The organism is Escherichia albertii, assembly GCF_028622335.1.
GTDB lineage: Bacteria > Pseudomonadota > Gammaproteobacteria > Enterobacterales > Enterobacteriaceae > Escherichia > Escherichia albertii.
Window position 1 is genome coordinate 2,845,429 of record NZ_CP117568.1, and the last position, 20,006, is coordinate 2,865,434.

Consider the following 20,006-nt stretch of genomic DNA (forward strand, 5'->3'; position numbering starts at 1 on the left):
TCGCTACCCTGCCAGGCAGATTTTTAGGGAGGGAGCCATGCTGTTACACATTTTGTATTTGGTTGGCATTACTGCCGAAGCCATGACGGGGGCGCTGGCGGCCGGACGGCGGCGCATGGATACATTTGGCGTAATTATCATTGCGACAGCTACTGCAATCGGTGGCGGTTCAGTGCGCGATATCCTCTTAGGACACTATCCGCTCGGCTGGGTCAAACATCCTGAATATGTGATTATCGTCGCCACCGCTGCGGTTCTCACCACTATCGTCGCCCCTGTAATGCCTTACTTGCGAAAAGTCTTTCTGGTGCTGGATGCGCTCGGATTGGTGGTATTTTCTATCATTGGCGCGCAGGTTGCGCTGGATATGGGCCACGGCCCAATCATTGCCGTCGTCGCCGCTGTAACTACCGGCGTATTTGGCGGCGTATTGCGCGATATGTTCTGTAAACGTATTCCCCTGGTCTTTCAAAAAGAGCTGTACGCCGGCGTTTCGTTTGCTTCCGCCGTGCTGTATATCGTGCTGCAACACTACGTCTCTAACCATGATGTAGTGATTATCTCCACTCTGGCATTTGGTTTTTTTGCCCGTTTGCTGGCACTGCGTCTTAAACTGGGATTACCGGTTTTTTATTACAGCCACGAAGGTCACTAAGGCACAAAGCCTGTGATCTGCTGGGCAGCCAGCCAGTTGCCCAGCATCTTGATTTGCGCATTATCTTTCCATTCCATCACTTTGCTGGCACGCCGTGCTCCTGTACCCGGCAGCTGCTGCCAATATTGTTCAGTTCTCTGCAAAAGTTGCTCCCAGGACCGTTCATCACTGGCGTTAAGAGCCGCCTGAGTTAACGGTATTCCCATTGCCATCACCCAGCGGGTAAAAGGTTGTTTGCGCGCAAGGTTAAACTGATGCCATAGCTGTTCGCTTTTACTTTTCGCTATTCCCGGTGTGTTATGTAATTGATCTGGCGTTAATGAAAGCCAGGAAAAGAGATGTTCAAAGCGATGAGTCTGGTGCAGCGTACGCCAGCCAGCCTCGCCAATTCCCTCCAGCCCCAAAACCTGTTTTGAACCCAGCCAGACTAAGCGTGAAATGAATTGTTCCCGGCAAACATCAGAAGCAAAGTAGCACGTCAACGAGTTAAAGCGGTTTTCTGGCGGCATAGGCTTAGTGCGTTCAGCACCACGCCACACCACATCGTCAATACGAGGAATGCCCTGACCTGCAAGGCTGATAAGAATTTGATCGCCAGGTGCAATGTCCCACTCCTGCCAGCGTCTGACAGAACCAATGTTCACCCGCTGAACCCGTTTATCGTCCAGCATAACTGGCGCGAGCGACGCCACTACCGAGATTTTTCCACTCTTACCCACGGCAAACTGAATGGCGTTCACTTCGGCAACCTGAGCCACCGGCTGATATTTCCACGCCGCCAGCCAGTCCGCCTGCCCCGGCAGCCAGTGGCTGGATTCCGGTTCTTTAGCCCCTCGCACAACCACGCCATCGGTGACAAAGGGTAACTTTGCTTTCCACCACTCATTGCGTGCGCATTCAACCTCATCTGCATTTTTCACCGCACGGGTATATCTCTGCGTTAACGCAAACCCGGCTGTCGCAAGCAAATGCAATCGATCAGTCATTGACTGCGGTCCATCCGGCCACGCCCAGATAAATACGCCCAGAGAATTTAGCGTGTCAGCGTTATCCTGTCGCATCATCAGGCCAGCCACTTTTGAACGAGCATTCATCCCGCCCATTTGCTGTTGGATATGACTCTCACGCTGGAGAAAGATTTCGCCCTGAAGCGTGCTATTGGCTAAAGGTCCGCTTACAGAGTGCGGCACAGAAGAAATCTGACGTACTTTCTGCGTCCAGTCCTCACCTTTCAGACCATTACCACGACTGATCACCTGACTGAGTTTTCCATCGCGATAGACCAGAGTTACCGCGACACCATCTACTTTCGGTTGCACCCAAAGATCGCCGCGCCCACGCATCCATTGGCTTACCGCATTCTTATCGGTCAGTTTACGCACGCCGGTATGAGCGACAGGATGCATAACGGTGCCGTGTAACGGCGGTGCTATAGCATCACGATTTGTCTCTTCGCCAAAACAGCGTTGCCACTGGGCAAGGCGGGCGCTTAACTGATCGTAAATACTGTCTTCAATAGTACTTTGCCCTTCTTTCCAGTAATCATCGTCCCACTGCTTTATTTGCTGTTGCAGGCGGGAAATTTCGTCATGTGCTTTGACTGGCGACCATGCCGGGCAGGCCGCCTGCGCCGACGATTGCCAGCACAGGATACTGATTAAGATTGCAATCCATACTTTCATCTTCACCTCCGCTGTACGTTGTCAGGCAGGTATACAACGTAGTGAAAACAAAACCGAGGGGCAAAAATGAAGCGTGGAATAACGATTCCAGAGAATCTTCTCTGTTGCAGTAAATGACAGAAAACTTCGGAAGCAGGTACGCAAAACGCAACCACATTGTACAAAAAGTGTGAGCGAGGACTGCGTCAGCTAGCCGCAATGTGTATAATAAGCCCGTATGTACGTTTAATTTCGCTAATCACATACGTAAAATACTCATGGCTCAAGGCACGCTTTATATTGTTTCTGCCCCCAGTGGTGCGGGGAAATCCAGCCTGATTCAGGCTTTATTGAAAACTCAACCGTTGTATGACACCCAGGTTTCTGTTTCACACACCACGCGCGCGCCGCGTCCGGGTGAAGTACATGGTGAGCACTACTTCTTTGTTAATCATGATGAATTTAAAGAAATGATTAGCAGAGATGCGTTCCTCGAGCACGCAGAAGTGTTCGGTAATTACTATGGAACGTCACGCGAGGCCATCGAACAAGTGTTGGCGACTGGCGTAGATGTCTTCCTGGACATTGACTGGCAAGGTGCGCAGCAAATCCGCCAGAAAATGCCCCATGCACGGAGCATCTTTATTTTACCGCCGTCCAAAATCGAACTGGACCGCCGTCTGCGTGGTCGCGGTCAGGACAGCGAAGAGGTCATTGCAAAGCGTATGGCGCAAGCTGTTGCAGAAATGAGCCATTACGCCGAATATGATTACCTGATTGTGAATGATGACTTCGATACCGCATTGACCGATTTGAAGACCATTATTCGCGCCGAACGTTTGCGCATGAGCCGCCAAAAGCAGCGTCATGACGCTTTAATCAGCAAATTATTGGCAGACTGAATCTTCTTTCAGTATCATGCCCAGTCATTTCTTCACCTGTGGAGCTTTTTAAGTATGGCACGCGTAACTGTTCAGGACGCTGTAGAGAAAATTGGTAACCGTTTTGACCTGGTACTGGTCGCCGCGCGTCGCGCTCGTCAGATGCAGGTAGGCGGAAAGGATCCGCTGGTACCGGAAGAAAACGATAAAACCACAGTAATTGCGCTTCGCGAAATCGAAGAAGGTCTGATTAACAATCAGATCCTCGATGCTCGCGATCGTCAGGAACAGCAAGAGCAGGAAGCCGCTGAAATTAATGCCGTTGCCGCTATTGCTGAAGGTCGTCGTTAATCACAAAGCGGGTCGCCCTTGTATCTGTTTGAAAGCCTGAATCAACTGATTCAAAACTACCTGCCGGAAGACCAAATTAAACGTCTGCGGCAGGCGTATCTCGTTGCACGTGACGCTCACGAGGGGCAGACACGTTCAAGCGGTGAACCCTATATCACGCATCCGGTAGCGGTTGCTTGCATTCTGGCCGAGATGAAACTCGACTATGAAACGCTCATGGCGGCGCTACTGCATGACGTGATTGAAGATACCCCGGCCACCTACCAGGACATGGAACAGCTTTTTGGTAAAAGCGTCGCCGAACTGGTAGAAGGTGTATCGAAGCTTGATAAACTCAAGTTCCGCGATAAGAAAGAGGCGCAGGCCGAAAACTTTCGCAAGATGATTATGGCGATGGTGCAGGATATCCGCGTCATTCTCATCAAACTCGCTGACCGCACCCACAACATGCGCACACTGGGCGCACTACGCCCGGATAAACGCCGCCGCATCGCGCGCGAAACGCTGGAAATCTACAGTCCGCTGGCACACCGTTTAGGTATTCACCATATTAAAACCGAACTCGAAGAGCTGGGTTTTGAAGCGCTGTATCCAAACCGTTACCGCGTGATTAAAGAAGTGGTGAAAGCCGCGCGCGGCAACCGTAAAGAGATGATTCAAAAAATCCTCTCAGAAATCGAAGGGCGCTTGCAGGAAGCGGGAATCCCGTGCCGCGTCAGTGGACGTGAGAAGCATCTTTATTCGATCTACTGCAAAATGGTGCTCAAAGAGCAGCGTTTTCACTCAATAATGGATATCTACGCGTTCCGCGTGATCGTCCATGATGCCGATACTTGTTATCGCGTGCTCGGTCAGATGCACAGCCTGTACAAACCGCGTCCGGGACGTGTAAAAGACTATATCGCCATTCCAAAAGCAAACGGCTATCAGTCTTTACACACCTCAATGATTGGTCCGCACGGCGTACCGGTTGAAGTCCAGATCCGTACTGAGGATATGGACCAGATGGCGGAGATGGGTGTTGCCGCTCACTGGGCGTATAAAGAACACGGCGAAACCAGCACGACTGCACAAATCCGCGCCCAGCGTTGGATGCAAAGCCTGCTGGAACTTCAGCAGAGTGCCGGTAGCTCGTTTGAATTTATCGAGAGCGTTAAATCCGATCTCTTCCCGGATGAGATTTACGTTTTCACACCGGAAGGGCGCATTGTCGAACTACCGGCTGGCGCCACACCCGTCGATTTCGCCTATGCGGTGCACACCGACATTGGTCACGCCTGCGTGGGCGCACGCGTCGACCGCCAGCCATATCCACTATCGCAGCCACTCTCCAGCGGTCAAACCGTTGAAATCATTACCGCACCAGGCGCTCGTCCAAACGCTGCATGGCTGAACTTTGTCGTCAGTTCGAAAGCGCGCGCTAAAATTCGCCAGCTGCTGAAAAACCTCAAACGTGATGATTCCGTGAGCCTTGGCCGTCGTCTGCTCAATCATGCGTTAGGCGGCAGTCGTAAGCTCAATGAAATCCCGCAAGAGAATATTCAGCGCGAGCTGGATCGTATGAAGCTGGCGACGCTGGATGATCTGCTGGCGGAAATCGGTCTTGGCAACGCGATGAGCGTAGTAGTGGCGAAGAATCTTCAGTACGGGGATGCGCCTGTTCCTCCGGCAACATTGGCCCATGGTCATCTGCCGATTAAAGGTGCCGATGGTGTGTTGATCACTTTTGCGAAATGTTGCCGTCCGATTCCTGGCGATCCCATTATTGCTCATGTCAGCCCCGGTAAAGGTCTGGTGATTCACCATGAATCCTGCCGTAACATCCGTGGTTACCAGAAAGAGCCTGAGAAGTTTATGGCTGTAGAATGGGATAAAGAGACGGCGCAGGAGTTCATCACCGAAATCAAGGTGGAGATGTTCAACCATCAGGGCGCACTGGCAAACCTGACGGCGGCGATCAATACCACCAATTCCAATATTCAAAGTCTGAATACGGAAGAAAAAGATGGTCGTGTCTACAGCGCCTTTATTCGCCTGACTGCGCGCGACCGTGTACATCTGGCGAATATCATGCGCAAAATTCGCGTGATGCCGGACGTAATTAAAGTTACCCGAAACCGAAACTAGTCCTATGAATGCACAACGTTATGCGCGTATCTGCGAAATGCTCGCCAGGCGACAGCCTGATCTGACTGTCTGCATGGAACAGGTTCACAAGCCCCATAACGTTTCTGCGATCATTCGTACCGCAGATGCCGTTGGCGTACACGAAGTTCACGCTATCTGGCCGGGTAGCCGAATGCGCACCATGGCTTCAACCGCGGCAGGCAGCAACAGCTGGGTACAGGTGAAAACGCACCGCACTATTGGCGATGCCGTTGCCCATTTGAAAGGCCGGGGCATGCAGATTCTGGCAACGCATCTTTCTGACAACGCTGTCGATTTCCGCGAAATTGATTACACCCGCCCGACCTGTATTTTAATGGGCCAGGAGAAAACGGGTATCACGAAGGAAGCGTTAGAACTGGCGGATCAGGATATCATCATCCCGATGGTCGGTATGGTGCAGTCACTGAACGTCTCCGTCGCCTCCGCCCTTATTCTTTATGAAGCTCAACGTCAGCGACAAAACGCAGGCATGTATCTGCGTGAAAACAGCATGTTGCCGGAGGCAGAACAACAACGCCTGCTGTTTGAAGGCGGTTATCCGGTGCTGGCAAAAGTCGCAAAACGTAAAGGTCTTCCCTACCCCCACGTCAACCAGCAGGGCGAAATTGAAGCCGATGATAACTGGTGGGCCACCATGCAAGCGGCAGGGTAAGCGCGATGAAAGGTCGCCTGTTAGATGCTGTCCCGCTCAGTTCCCTAACGGGCGTTGGTGCAGCGCAAAGTAACAAGCTGGCAAAAATCAACTTGCATACCGTGCAGGACTTGCTGCTGCATCTTCCCCTGCGCTACGAAGACCGCACCCATCTCTACCCCATCGGCGAACTACTGCCGGGTATCTATGCCACGGTAGAAGGCGAGGTGTTGAACTGCAATATCACCTTCGGTGGTCGGCGGATGATGACCTGCCAGATCAGCGATGGTTCCGGCATTCTCACCATGCGCTTTTTCAATTTTAATGCGGCGATGAAAAACAGCCTGGCGACAGGACGGCGCGTGCTGGCCTATGGGGAAGCAAAACGCGGTAAATATGGCGCGGAAATGATCCACCCGGAATACCGCGTGCAGGGCGATCTCAGCACACCGGAGTTACAAGAAACGCTCACGCCGGTTTACCCAACAACGGAAGGCGTAAAGCAGGCGACGTTGCGTAAATTGACCGATCAGGCGCTGGAGCTACTCGAAACCTGTGCCATTGAAGAGCTACTGCCTCCTGAACTGTCACAAGGCATGATGACGCTACCGGAAGCCTTACGTACCCTGCATCGTCCGCCGCCAACGCTCCAGCTTAGCGATCTGGAAACCGGGCAGCATCCGGCACAGCGCCGGTTGATTCTGGAAGAGTTGCTGGCGCACAACCTCAGCATGTTAGCGTTACGCGCCGGAGCGCAACGTTTCCATGCCCAGCCGCTTAGCGCCAATGACGCGCTGAAGAATAAACTCCTTGCCGCGCTGCCGTTCAAGCCGACGGGCGCTCAGGCTCGCGTGGTGGCGGAGATCGAGCGCGATATGGCACTGGATGTTCCAATGATGCGTCTGGTGCAGGGCGATGTAGGCTCCGGTAAAACGCTGGTTGCCGCCCTCGCCGCACTGCGTGCTATTGCACACGGTAAACAAGTGGCATTGATGGCGCCGACAGAACTGCTGGCAGAGCAGCACGCCAATAACTTCCGCAACTGGTTTGAACCGTTGGGTATCGAAGTGGGTTGGCTGGCTGGCAAACAGAAAGGCAAAGCACGACTGGCTCAGCAAGAAGCCATCGCCAGCGGTCAGGTGCAGATGATTGTCGGTACCCACGCCATCTTCCAGGAGCAGGTGCAGTTTAATGGTCTGGCGCTGGTGATTATCGATGAACAACACCGCTTTGGCGTACATCAGCGTCTGGCATTATGGGAGAAAGGCCAGCAACAGGGTTTCCATCCTCATCAGTTGATCATGACTGCCACGCCGATCCCACGCACGCTGGCGATGACCGCCTATGCCGATCTCGATACCTCGGTTATTGATGAATTACCGCCTGGTCGTACGCCAGTGACGACTGTTGCTATCCCGGATACACGCCGTAACGACATTATCGCTCGCGTGCGTCATGCCTGTATGACTGAAGGTCGTCAGGCGTATTGGGTTTGTACGCTGATTGAAGAGTCAGAATTACTGGAAGCGCAAGCGGCAGAAGCAACGTGGGAAGAGTTGAAACTGGCCTTGCCGGAACTGAACATCGGTCTGGTGCATGGGCGGATGAAACCTGCCGAGAAACAGGCGGTGATGGCATCGTTTAAACAGGGCGAGCTGCACCTGTTGGTTGCCACTACCGTCATTGAAGTCGGTGTTGATGTACCTAACGCCAGTCTGATGATTATCGAAAACCCGGAACGTCTGGGTCTGGCGCAGTTGCACCAGTTACGTGGTCGCGTGGGCCGTGGCGCGGTGGCTTCTCACTGCGTGCTGCTCTACAAAACGCCGCTCTCCAAAACGGCGCAAATCCGCCTGCAAGTGCTGCGCGACAGCAACGATGGATTTGTGATTGCACAGAAAGATTTAGAAATTCGCGGACCGGGTGAATTGTTAGGTACCCGTCAAACGGGTAATGCCGAATTTAAAGTGGCCGACTTACTGCGCGATCAAGCCATGATCCCGGAAGTTCAGCGCCTGGCACGGCATATTCACGAACGTTACCCACAACGGGCAAAAGCGCTGATAGAACGCTGGATGCCGGAAACGGAACGTTACTCCAACGCATAAAAGACGGCGGTGAGAAGACCGTCGTTTCAGGTTGCCCTACCTTCTTGCCGGATGCGGCGTGAACGCCTTATCCAGCCTACAGAAACTTACGAACTCAATAAATTGTGAATCAATACGTAGGCCTGATAAGCGAAGCGCATCAGGCACTTGTCTTTGTTGCGGCGGCACTTACACCGCCGCTTCATCAATTAACCTGCAAAAATAGGCAGCATCAAATACAGCTTAATCACCAGTGCGTTGACGATATCGATAAAGAACGCACCAACCATCGGCACCACCAGGAACGCCATATGAGATGGACCAAAGCGTTCAGTGATCGCCTGCATATTGGCGATTGCTGTTGGCGTTGCGCCAAGACCAAAACCACAGTGACCCGCAGCCAGCACCGCCGCATCGTAGTTTTTCCCCATCATGCGCCAGGTGACAAAGATAGCGTACAACGCCATGAAGATGGTCTGCGCCACCAGAATCGCCAGCATCGGCAGCGCCAGCGAAGCCAGTTCCCACAGTTTCAGCCCCATCAGCGCCATCGCCAGGAACAGCGACAGGCTCACGTTACCCAGAACGGATACCGCACGCTCGAAGACGCGGTAAAAGCCCATCATTGACAAGCCATTGCTTAAAATCACGCCAACAAACAGCACACAAACGAAGGTTGGCAATTCAAAAGCGGTTCCAGCCAGTAACTGGGCAACGATTTTCCCCACTGTCAGGCAGATAGCGATCAGCGCAATGGTTTCAATCAGCACCAGCGAGGTGATCATGCGCCCCACATCCGGTTTTTCGAACGCGGTTGGGACTTCCTGGTCATCAGGGATACCGTTTGGCGTGGTGGAATGTTTTACCAGATACCGGGCCACAGGGCCGCCAATCAGTCCGCCCAACACCAGACCGAACGTCGCACAGGCCATCGCCACTTCCGTCGCGTTAGTAAAACCGTAGCGTTCAATGAATAATTTACTCCACGCCGCGCCGGTCCCATGACCGCCAGAAAGCGTAATAGACCCCGCCAACAGTCCCATAAGCGGATCGAGTCCTAACAGGCTGGCCATACCAATGCCAATGGCATTTTGCATCACCAACAGACCAACAACCACAATCAGGAAAACCCCTACCACACGCCCACCGGCACGCAAACTGGCAAGGTTGGCGTTCAGACCAATGGTAGCGAAGAAAGCCAGCATCAACGGATCGCGCAGGGACATATCAAAGTTGACTTCCCAACCCATGCTTTTTTTCAATACCAGCAGCGCCAGCGCCACTAACAAACCACCCGCAACAGGTTCCGGTATGGTGTATTTCTTCAAAAAGGAGACGGAATGGACCAACTTGCGCCCGAGCAGCAACGTCAGCGTCGCGGCAACAAGCGTTGCTAAAGTATCGAGATGAAACATAGTTACTCCTTTGTGTCCGCATCACTCTTCCATACTCGTCATACCTCCTCATGCCCTTACTGCAAGGCGAAATATGACGAGTATCAAGGTCATGCTTTCCGGGTTCAAATTCTCAGCCGAAAATAAAAAAATGGCATGGATTTTAAGCAGAAAACAACCAAAAGTTATATAAAAAAGTACATTTATCACATTTAAATATTTAGAAGAACACCTGGCAAACGTTTGCTTTTATCTTTCGGTCAGCTAAAATGCCCGCTTTGCTACCACGGGATTGTTTTCGATGTCTGTTTCCACCCTCGAGTCCGAAAATGCGCAACCGGTTGCGCAGACTCAAAACAGCGAACTGATTTATCGTCTTGAAGATCGTCCGCCGCTTCCTCAAACCTTATTTGCCGCCTGTCAGCACCTGCTGGCAATGTTTGTCGCGGTGATCACGCCAGCACTGTTAATTTGCCAGGCATTAGGTTTACCAGCACAGGACACACAACACATTATTAGTATGTCGCTGTTTGCCTCTGGTGTGGCATCGATTATTCAGATTAAAGCCTGGGGACCTGTCGGTTCAGGACTGCTGTCAATTCAGGGCACCAGCTTCAACTTTGTTGCGCCGCTGATTATGGGCGGAACAGCACTAAAGACCGGTGGTGCCGATGTTCCGACAATGATGGCGGCGCTGTTCGGCACGCTAATGCTGGCAAGCTGTACCGAGATGATTATCTCCCGCGTTCTGCACCTGGCGCGCCGCATTATTACACCGCTGGTTTCTGGCGTTGTGGTGATGATTATCGGCCTCTCGCTGATTCAGGTAGGGCTAACGTCCATTGGCGGCGGCTATGCAGCCATGAGCGATAACACCTTCGGTGCGCCAAAAAATCTGCTGCTGGCGGGCGTGGTATTAGTTTTAATCATCCTGCTTAACCGTCAACGCAACCCGTATCTGCGCGTCGCCTCGCTGGTGATTGCTATGGCGGCAGGTTATGCGCTGGCGTGGTTCATGGGCATGTTGCCAGAGAGCAACGAACCGATGGCGCAAGAACTGATTATGGTGCCAACACCGCTTTATTATGGCCTTGGCATTGAGTGGAGCCTGCTGCTGCCGCTGATGCTGGTCTTTATGATTACCTCGCTGGAAACGATTGGCGACATCACCGCTACCTCTGACGTTTCTGAACAGCCGGTTTCCGGTCCGTTGTACATGAAACGCCTGAAAGGCGGCGTGCTGGCAAATGGCCTGAACTCATTTGTGTCGGCAGTATTTAACACTTTCCCGAACTCCTGTTTCGGGCAAAACAACGGTGTGATCCAGTTAACCGGTGTTGCCAGCCGCTACGTTGGCTTTGTCGTGGCGCTGATGTTAATCGTGCTGGGCCTGTTCCCGGCAGTGAGCGGTTTTGTGCAACATATTCCAGAACCTGTTCTGGGCGGTGCTACGCTTGTGATGTTTGGCACCATCGCCGCCTCTGGCGTGCGTATCGTCTCCCGGGAACCGTTAAACCGTCGGGCAATACTGATTATTGCGCTGTCGCTGGCGGTCGGTCTGGGCGTTTCCCAGCAACCGCTGATTTTACAGTTTGCCCCTGACTGGCTGAAAAACCTGCTCTCTTCCGGGATTGCCGCTGGCGGCATCACAGCCATTGTATTGAACCTGATTTTTCCACCGGAAAAACAGTAACCCACTCGCGGCGGTAAACTTCTTTACCGCTGCAGCCACTCTCTTTCACTATTCCCGTCTTGAGGAATGCGCGTAAATCGTGCATAACTCCCTTATGTGCATTTCACGGGATGGAAGACCATGAAATTTATTGGGAAGCTGGTTCTCTATATTCTCATCACGTTATTCGTGGTGATCGCTGGCCTCTATTTTCTCCTGCAAACTCGCTGGGGGGCGGAACATGTCAGTGCATGGGTTTCTGAGAATAGCGGCTATCATCTGGCCTTCGATGCGATGGATCACCGATTTTCCGCGCCGTCTCATATCGTACTGAAGAACGTCACGTTCGGTCGCGACGGTCGCCCCGCAACTCTGGTGGCAAAAAGTATCGATATCGCCTTAAGTAGTCGACAACTGACCGAACCACGCCATGTCGATACCATCTTGCTGGAAAACGGGACACTGAATCTCACCAACGAGACGGCGCCGCTACCGTTCAAAGCCGATCGCCTGCAACTACGCGATATGGTACTCAATAGCCCCAATGGCGAATGGAAGCTTAGCGCGCAGCAAGTAAATGGCGGCGTCATTCCGTGGTTGCCAGAGGCCGGTAAAGCCCTTGGTACAAAAGCACAAATTCAGTTTAGCGCCGGTTCACTGTCGCTTAATGATGTTCCTGCCACCAATGTGCTAATTGAAGGCAGTATTGATAACGATCGCGTTACACTGACTAATCTGGGCGCCGACATCGCTCGCGGTACATTAACCGGAAATGCACAGCGTAATGCCGACGGGAGCTGGCAGGTGGAAAATCTGCGCCTGGCGGATATCCGTCTACAAAGCGAAAACTCGCTTATCGACTTCTTTGCGCCATTGCGCTCTGTTCCGTCATTGCAGATTGGTCGTCTGGAAGTCATCGACGCTCGTCTGCAAGGCCCGGACTGGGCTGTGACTGACTTCGATCTCAGCTTGCGCAACATGACTTTCAGTAAAGATGACTGGCAGGCGCAAGAAGGTAAGCTGTCGATGAATGCCAGCGAGTTTATTTACGGTTCGCTGCATTTATTTGACCCGATCATAAATGCGGAGTTTTCTCCGCAGGGCGTGGCGTTGCGTCAGTTCACCAGTCGCTGGGAAGGAGGCATGGTCAGGACGTCAGGCAACTGGCAACGCGACGGGAAAACGCTGACCCTTGATGATCTGGCAATTGTTGGACTGGAATATACCCTGCCGAAAAACTGGCAGCAGTTGTGGATGGAAACGACGCCTGGCTGGCTAAATACTCTGCAACTGAAAAAATTCAGCGCCAGCCGCAACCTGATCATTGATATCGATCCAGACTTCCCGTGGCAGCTCACCGCGCTCGATGGTTATGGCGCGAATCTGACGCTGGTTGCCGATCATAAATGGGGCGTCTGGAGTGGCTCGGCAAATCTGAATGCCGCCGCTGCGACGTTCAATCGCGTTGACGTGCGTCGTCCGTCTCTGGCGCTGGCTGCCAACAGCAGCACGGTGAATATCAGCGAACTTAGCGCGTTTACCGAGAAAGGCATCCTGGAAGCCACTGCCAGCGTTTCGCAAACGCCGCAGCGTCAAACCCATATCAGCCTGAACGGACGCGGTGTGCCGGTAAATATTCTGCAGCAGTGGGGCTGGCCAGAGTTACCCATTACCGGCGATGGTAATATCCAACTCACTGCCAGCGGCGATATTCAGGCCGATGCGCCGCTAAAACCTACAGTAAACGGACAGCTTCATGCCGTGAATGCTGAAAAGCAGCAAGTGACTCAAACCATGAATGCTGGTGTGGTTTCCAGCGGTGAAGTCACGTCAACGGAGCCAGCGCAGTAAAAATCAATCTTGCCGGGTGCGACACAGACTCTTCGTACCCGGCATTTCTCCATACATTACAGCATCATTGCCAGTTCATTCCCTTGCCCACCTTCAGCTTTCGCCGTTTACTTTCGCAATATTGTGCCCAGTTCTTCGCTTTCCCCGCTCCCGTCAGGTCGACTGATACTCTGACTTGCTGTGTGACCCATTCTTGAGAATGTGTTTTTTGTTATTAACTGACATTTCTTGTTTTCTATGCTCGTACAGCGAAGAAGTACAACACATTGATTTAATGGATATTTATGTGAAATAGATCATAGCAAAGCAAAACAAGTCTGAAAAAAGTGTGATGGGGGATGTGATAAGGCAAGGAAGTAGCTATAATGCGCCCCGCCTCCATGTAGCAATCGAGGCGCGGAAGATCGTCGTCTCCGGTGAGGCGGCTGGACTTCAAATCCAGTTGGGGCCGCCAGCGGTCCCGGGCAGGTTCGACTCCTGTGATCTTCCGCCAAACCTCATCCAGCCAGTTCCGAGATACTCCATAAAACCCTTTATATTCAATATGATGAATAATCATCTTATCCGTAATAGTCCGAGAACGTCTCCCTGAATCCGCGAAAAATATGTATAGTAATGTGTATAGAATTTTTATACGCAGTTTTTAGTTATACATATGGCTCTAACCGATATACAAATCAAACGCGCAAAACCACAAGACAAACCATATACATTGAATGATGGGCAAGGCTTGTCATTACTCATCAACCCAGACGGCTCAAAGGGATGGCGCTTCCGTTTTCGTTTTGCAGGCAAAGCGCGGCTAATGTCATTTGGTAGTTATGATCTTGTAAGCCTCGCGGAAGCACGTGAGAAACGCGATACGGCACGTAAACAGGTTGCAAACGGCATTGACCCAGTAGAAGAACGTAAGGCTCAGAAACTTGCTCAGAAATTATCAACTGAAAACTCTTTTGAGGCCGTTAGCAGAGAATGGTATGCAGCAAAAGCAGACCGCTGGACAGTTGCCTATCGCGAAGAAATCATTAGGACGTTTGAACATGATGTTTTTCCTTTTATTGGTAAACGACCAATATCTGAAATTAAACCGCTAGAGTTGCTTGAAGTACTTAAGCGTATAGAAAAACGTGGGGCATTGGAGAAAACAAGAAAAGTACGACAAAGATGCGGAGAAGTGTTTCGTTACGCGATCATCACTGGCCGCGCTGAATACAACCCGGCACCTGATTTAGCTATAGCGTTAGCCGCTCCAAAGCAAAAACATCATCCTTTTCTCACTGCAGAAGAATTACCTTACTTCGTCAGAGATCTTGAAGCTTACACGGGCAGTATCATCACTAAAAATGCGACCAAGATTGTGATGCTTACAGGTGTAAGAACACAGGAAATGCGCTTTGCCACTTGGGAAGAAGTTGATTTAGAAAAAGGGATATGGGAAATACCTGCAGAACGTATGAAAATGCGTCGTCCTCACCTTGTCCCTTTGTCAACGCAGGTAATCGATCTTTTCAACCAACTAAAACCAATTACAGGACACTACCCATACATCTTCATAGGAAGGAACAACCGCAGAAAACCTATCAGTAAGGAAAGTGTAAATCAAGTAATTGAACTCCTCGGGTATAAAGGAAGAGTTACAGGACACGGTTTTAGACATAGTTTATCGACAATCTTGCATGAGAAAGGCTATAACAGCAATTGGATAGAGCTACAACTAGCACATGTTGATAAAAACAGCATAAGAGGCACTTACAACCATGCACAGTACCTCTTACAACGGAAAGAAATGCTTCAGTGGTATGCTGATTTTTTAATGTAAGGAGAAAATATGACTTATTTTACTAACACAGCAGTAAATATCGAAGGAAACAGAAAGTTAAGAACTCCTCAAATCGAGGCCTATATAAAAATAAGGGAGTTTTTCAGCGACCCTGAGCACCGTGAAGCTCTTGTGATTCTACCTACAGGCACAGGTAAAAGTGGGTTAATTTCTATTGCACCATACGGTGTATCTCAAAAAAGAGTTTTGATTATTACACCAGGTCTTGTTACCAAAGATAGTATTAGAAAGACACAAGAAGTATTAGAAGATAACTTTTGGATAAATTATGACATTGTCTTCAGCAGTAAAGATATTCCTGTAGTTAGTGAATATACACCAGATATATCTTCTGAACACTTAGAACAAAGCCACATTATATTTTCTAATATACAACGTATATCTGGAAATAGAAAAAGCGCACTAATTAATAGAGTTCCAGAAGATTTCTTTGATTTTATTATCGTTGATGAAGCACATCATGCACCAGCCCAAAGCTGGCGTGATGCTCTTAAATATTTCTCTAAAGCAAAAGTTTTACATGTCACAGGAACCCCTTATCGTGGTGATGCTCAAGAAATCCCGGGAGAAATAATTCATGAAACACCATTGTCAGAAGTGATGAGAGCAAAATATGTAAAATGGTTAAGAAAAGAAACTGTTAATGCTCATGAGTTGTACTTCACAACTCCAGATATACCTAACAAAAAACTAACTAAAGAAGATATTTTAGAATTTAAAGATAAAGAATGGATTGAAAAAAGCATTGCCCTATCTCCGGAGTGTTCAAATGATGTGATTGAGCATAGTATTTTAAAACTAAATATACTTAAAGAAGCATCACCTAAAGTCCCACATAAAATTCTCGCTGTAGGATGTAGCATTACTCATGCCGAAGATCTAGCTAAATGGTATGAAGCAAAAGGTCTACGTGTAGTTATAATTCATAGTGAAATGGATGATGAAGTAAAAGCAGACGCTTTCCTTAACATTGAAAATCATAACGCCGATGTTGTTATATCGGTAAATATGTTAATGGAGGGCTATGACCATAAGTATTTAAGCATTTTGGCAATCTTCAGACCTTACAGGAGCCTTAATGCATTTGCTCAAGTTGTTGGCAGAATTCTACGTGCGATTCCTGAAAACGAGATTACTGCATTTGAAATAGATAATAATGGAATTGTGATTTTTCATGAAGAAATTGGATTAAATCCAATGTGGGAAAAATTCCAGAGCGAAGTAGATAGAGCCAAAAGAACCATCAATCGAGAATATACATTTACTGATGATTATTATAGAGAAAGAGAAAACTTTTTGGCTGGTGTCGCAAGTGATGGGGCTTACGTCAGTGATCAAGATTCTTATTTAGAAGATGTTGATTTTAACTCTTTATTCGAAGAAAAAAGAGCTGAAATAAACAAAAAAGTTGATGAACAATTAGAAATATTCAGGAAGGCAAGTCTTGATGCAGGATTAACGTTACCTGATGACACTCTGAAATTGTTTAAAAGAGACTTAATTGAACAAGAATCTAGGAAAGCTGCTGGAGAAATAGATCAAGATCTAGTAGAAAAAAGGCCGCATCTTGCTCGTAAAAAAATGAGAGAGATCTTAACCGCTAAGATTAAAGAAGAGGCTTCTAACCTTCTGATAATAAATGGCCTCGATGAGAAAGGACAAGAACTGCAACCTATTTTTTCACCACATCTTAGGAATCTACAGACAACCGATGCAAATGATGCTATTATTGTAAAATTCATTTTGGGTAAATTGTATAGACAGTTTGGTCCTGTAAAAGATCGAGACAACCAAACTTTACAGAACTCAATTAATTCAATACCTGAGATCTTAGCTGAAGTGTCGAGGATGTTAAAATGATTAATGTAGCTCAAATTTTGAAAAATTTAGCTGCCTTTTGTTCAGTCAAGGGAGTTCAACCTGATGAACTTGTGACCGCTATATTTGAAAAAGAATATAAAAAAATTGAAACATACAAGGTCAATTGTCTTATTTATTTCATCATGGATTACTCCGAAAAAATTGATGATGATGAAACATTTATTTCTATGCGTTATATTTATGACGAGAATAAATCACTTATAAAAATAGAACAAAAGCTAAACAATGGACGTTATCATACCCAGTGGGACAGAAATGACGCACTGAAGAAATATATAATAAATCAACTTTCTGAACTTCCATATCAGAAAAGAGACGAGGTCTATCAGACAATTTTAGAAAATATACCTATTGATGCAAGTTACTCCTTACCTCCAAGGCTAAAGCTTGTTAGCTAAGTTATAATTTCACTGAAGGCACCATTTGGTGCCTTTTTTTCAATGCAAATATATCCAAACTCAATGTAATCTATAAAAACCGTTTTACCTCCACATTATGAATAATATAAATATACACTGGCGCGCAGTGCTTTCCCCGCCTCGCCCGCCCGCTTTGCGGGGCGGTTTTAATGCAGTTGCACTGACACGCTCAGACCGCGCCGGGAATGGCGCGGTTTGCAGAAAATGAGGCAGGGAAACGCATGCAAAGCCATGCACCTTATCGATGCATGGCTTTTTTCAGTAAAAACGGGCGGATTTTCGGGGAATTTTACACAGACTGACGTGATGCCAGTTGCGCACTTTTACGCGAAAAAATCATGTTCTGCGCAGGGGTGAATTTTTCACGGCTGTCATCCACCGAAGCCGCGTCAGGCCTGAATCCGATGGCCGTTAAAATGTCGCTATCCTGTACGGAATAATTAATTTTTTCACCCTTCGCAAGCCAGGACAGAAGGGCTTCACGCAGGGCATCTGTGGCACGCTGTATGGCACAGTTTCGGGCAATGGCCGTCAGCTCACTGTAGCCCATCAGCTCCGGTGCCAGTGCCGCCGCCAGTGCTGTGCCGTGCTGCTGCATAAAATCATTCAGCCGGTCGCGGATGCTGATGTGCTGAACGGCTTCATGCGAACGAATATAACGACCAGCGGCCTGATTCACCTGCCATTTTCTGACTTCGATAATATTGCGTAATTCGTCCAGGCGACTGACGTTTCTGCCTTCTCCTGACAGAAGCCGCAGATATTCCTGTTCGGCCGCTGCCAGCTCATTTTTGCGTTGCAGCCATGCTGCTTTGTTATTCTGACAGGTGTCAAAGGCCTGCTGTAAGGCTGTGCTTTCCATCGTTATCTCTTTCTCATCATGCTGAAGAATAAAAATACGGTGTGCGGCGACGGCCGGTGTTAACCGGCAGCCCTCATTCCAGACGCAGCGAATATGATTGTGTTTTTAAGCGTACTGGCGGCAGTTCCTGTTTTTCATGCAGGCTTTCTGCCAGTTCGTCCGGCGTGACCGGGCGGACAATGAAACGGTTGATGGTCTGAAGCGTTTTAAACACCAGACCACAGCCCGGATCCGTGCACACATAAAAACGCTCGGTGACTTCCTGAGACAGACGCCTCGATGTTCTTGACAGTGCAAGGCCTTTACATCTCCGACAACAATATCCGGTAACAAGCATTCTTTTCGGGCGTTTCATACTGCCGGAGGCTGACGTCAGTGAATCGCGGTATCTCTGTTTGCCTGAAATGTATTCCATTCCTGAATCTTTACTGTCAGAGAAAAAGCTTTCACTCGCTTCAAATGTCGCAGAGCAATAAATATTCCGGCACTGTGCAATCATTATCTTGGTGCCATCGTCCATGAAATGTGCGCGACGGGTGTGAGCAACATGTCCACACGACGGGCAGTAAATCATGACAGCAGTCCTCTGGCCTTAAGCTCTGCTCCCTGCTGGTCTATTTTGTCCTGCCACACCTTGCGCTGTGCCGGTGTGCCTGCCACCTCATAATCCATGTGCGGGAGTGTTGCCGCTGACAGTCCGGTCAGCCGGAGAACCGGCTCACCGGTGAGGCTGATTTGCATCTGTTTTATTTTCTGTTCCAGCGATGATTTCACCTGCTGCATGACAGCCTTTTCCGGTGCGACGTAGCCCTGATGGCCGGTGGTGTTGGCGAGCGGATTTTCCTGTACCAGAATGCTCAGATGCATTGCCCGGACAAGCGCCTCACAGGTTTCATTCAGGGCGTGTTCCAGCTCATGCTCTGCATACAGACTCAGCAGGTGATGATGTGCCTTCCGGTAGGCGGTGGCCGTGCTGTCACACGCCCCTTTCAGGCGTTCACGTTCAAAATTCAGCACCACGGCCAGATTGTCATATTCCTGTACCAGCTCCCGGCGTGCCACGCGCTCAATGTGGCGCTGTTTCAGCTCGTCGCTCAGGACACCACCGGCTGCACGAAAGGCTGTGCGCCAGTCATCAGCGTCATTTCCGTCGGCCTGCGCCAGCGCATTTTTTTCCTGCTCTGCCCGTTCAATGGCCTTGACGGTCTCATCCATCAGTCGGGCGTTCTCAAGATGAGCGGCTCTGGCCTTTTCCAGTTGTGCCAGTGCGGGTTGCAGATATTCAGGGATGGTGTTGTCAGACATTTTCCGGCTCCTCGTCACTTCAGATTAAGAAAATTGTGACGTACACCGGACAACAACACGACGCATTGCAGATGTGCCAGTCCTGACACAGGAGACTCATCCTCAGACCGGCAAGCCAGGAAAAGGTCGCAGGAAAAACCGGCTTACTGTTTGTTTTTTTATATTTTACTGTTCACCTCTGTTCACCATAAGAAAAAAGATAAGTAATACAGTAAGTTAAATGGTGAACAATCGCAGTAATGACTGTTCACCGTCTGTTCACCACTGTTCACCCGCTCATGGACTTTTTGTGCTGTTTACTACTGTTTGTTTTTATTAATTCGCTGTGAATGAATAAGAAGAAACGA

Annotated in this window: 16 protein-coding genes and 1 tRNA gene; 12 read left to right on the plus strand and 5 right to left on the minus strand. The window is 49.5% G+C overall.

Annotated elements, in window-relative coordinates:
* The first annotated feature begins 37 nt into the window (after nt 1–37).
* Nucleotides 38–655, plus strand: coding sequence for a trimeric intracellular cation channel family protein (locus PS053_RS13880; RefSeq protein ID WP_000924290.1), 618 nt, complete (start codon nt 38–40; stop codon nt 653–655).
* On the opposite strand, the gene ligB is transcribed toward PS053_RS13880, so the two are convergent.
* Nucleotides 652–2,337 carry an NAD-dependent DNA ligase LigB gene (gene ligB / locus PS053_RS13885; protein ID WP_059225568.1) on the minus strand — a complete coding sequence of 562 codons (1,686 nt, stop codon included), beginning with the start codon at nt 2,335–2,337 and terminating at the stop codon, nt 652–654. The two genes, PS053_RS13880 and ligB, sit on opposite strands and share 4 nt — an antisense overlap.
* Before the next feature lie 257 nt (nt 2,338–2,594).
* Here ligB and gmk point away from each other — a divergent pair, with 257 nt between their 5' ends.
* The 5 genes from gmk to recG are packed head-to-tail and all read left to right on the plus strand — an operon-like array spanning nt 2,595 to nt 8,456.
* Nucleotides 2,595–3,218 (plus strand): guanylate kinase, encoded by a 624-nt coding sequence (gene gmk, locus PS053_RS13890; RefSeq protein ID WP_002460337.1) that lies wholly within the window; start codon nt 2,595–2,597, stop codon nt 3,216–3,218.
* A gap of 54 nt (nt 3,219–3,272) precedes the next feature.
* A complete protein-coding gene (rpoZ, locus tag PS053_RS13895; RefSeq protein ID WP_000135055.1) occupies nt 3,273–3,548 on the plus strand; it encodes a DNA-directed RNA polymerase subunit omega in 276 nt (91 codons plus the stop codon).
* Between the two features lie 18 nt (nt 3,549–3,566).
* Entirely contained in the window at nt 3,567–5,675 is a 2,109-nt protein-coding gene (gene spoT / locus PS053_RS13900) for a bifunctional GTP diphosphokinase/guanosine-3',5'-bis pyrophosphate 3'-pyrophosphohydrolase (protein WP_000280465.1), read from the plus strand.
* 4 nt (nt 5,676–5,679) lie between these two features.
* Entirely contained in the window at nt 5,680–6,369 is a 690-nt protein-coding gene (gene trmH / locus PS053_RS13905) for a tRNA (guanosine(18)-2'-O)-methyltransferase TrmH (RefSeq protein WP_000993813.1), read from the plus strand.
* A 5-nt stretch (nt 6,370–6,374) separates the two neighbouring features.
* Nucleotides 6,375–8,456, plus strand: coding sequence for an ATP-dependent DNA helicase RecG (recG, locus tag PS053_RS13910; RefSeq protein ID WP_000678467.1), 2,082 nt, complete (start codon nt 6,375–6,377; stop codon nt 8,454–8,456).
* Nucleotides 8,457–8,644: 188 nt separating this feature from the next.
* Here recG and gltS read toward each other — a convergent pair whose 3' ends face one another.
* Nucleotides 8,645–9,850 (minus strand): sodium/glutamate symporter, encoded by a 1,206-nt coding sequence (gltS, locus tag PS053_RS13915; protein ID WP_000468838.1) that lies wholly within the window; start codon nt 9,848–9,850, stop codon nt 8,645–8,647.
* A 280-nt stretch (nt 9,851–10,130) separates the two neighbouring features.
* On the opposite strand from gltS, the gene xanP reads away from it, so the two are divergent.
* The 6 genes from xanP to PS053_RS13945 all read left to right on the plus strand — a co-directional run bounded on the left by xanP (nt 10,131) and on the right by PS053_RS13945 (nt 17,471).
* Nucleotides 10,131–11,522: a xanthine/proton symporter XanP gene (gene xanP, locus PS053_RS13920; RefSeq protein ID WP_002460332.1), complete on the plus strand. Its 1,392-nt coding sequence runs from the start codon at nt 10,131–10,133 to the stop codon at nt 11,520–11,522.
* Nucleotides 11,523–11,642: 120 nt separating this feature from the next.
* The gene (locus PS053_RS13925) at nt 11,643–13,352 is read left to right on the plus strand and encodes an AsmA family protein (RefSeq protein WP_256879244.1); all 1,710 of its coding nucleotides are present in this window, start codon (nt 11,643–11,645) and stop codon (nt 13,350–13,352) included.
* A 398-nt stretch (nt 13,353–13,750) separates the two neighbouring features.
* A tRNA-Sec gene (locus tag PS053_RS13930) sits at nt 13,751–13,845 on the plus strand.
* 162 nt (nt 13,846–14,007) lie between these two features.
* A complete protein-coding gene (locus PS053_RS13935) occupies nt 14,008–15,171 on the plus strand; it encodes a tyrosine-type recombinase/integrase (RefSeq protein ID WP_001218984.1) in 1,164 nt (387 codons plus the stop codon).
* A gap of 9 nt (nt 15,172–15,180) precedes the next feature.
* Nucleotides 15,181–17,052: a DEAD/DEAH box helicase gene (locus PS053_RS13940; RefSeq protein WP_000220867.1), complete on the plus strand. Its 1,872-nt coding sequence runs from the start codon at nt 15,181–15,183 to the stop codon at nt 17,050–17,052.
* Nucleotides 17,049–17,471 (plus strand): hypothetical protein, encoded by a 423-nt coding sequence (locus PS053_RS13945; protein ID WP_000611230.1) that lies wholly within the window; start codon nt 17,049–17,051, stop codon nt 17,469–17,471. Before PS053_RS13940 ends, PS053_RS13945 begins: the two co-directional genes overlap by 4 nt.
* Nucleotides 17,472–17,781: 310 nt before the next feature.
* Here PS053_RS13945 and PS053_RS13950 read toward each other — a convergent pair whose 3' ends face one another.
* The 3 genes from PS053_RS13950 to PS053_RS13960 all read right to left on the minus strand — a co-directional run bounded on the left by PS053_RS13950 (nt 17,782) and on the right by PS053_RS13960 (nt 19,659).
* Complete coding sequence (locus PS053_RS13950; RefSeq protein WP_000446136.1) at nt 17,782–18,354, minus strand: phage polarity suppression protein; 573 nt, start codon at nt 18,352–18,354, stop codon at nt 17,782–17,784.
* A gap of 73 nt (nt 18,355–18,427) precedes the next feature.
* Nucleotides 18,428–18,928, minus strand: coding sequence for an ogr/Delta-like zinc finger family protein (locus tag PS053_RS13955; protein WP_000638635.1), 501 nt, complete (start codon nt 18,926–18,928; stop codon nt 18,428–18,430).
* Nucleotides 18,925–19,659: a hypothetical protein gene (locus PS053_RS13960; protein ID WP_001283007.1), complete on the minus strand. Its 735-nt coding sequence runs from the start codon at nt 19,657–19,659 to the stop codon at nt 18,925–18,927. Before PS053_RS13960 ends, PS053_RS13955 begins: the two co-directional genes overlap by 4 nt.
* Nucleotides 19,660–20,006: the final 347 nt, after the last annotated feature.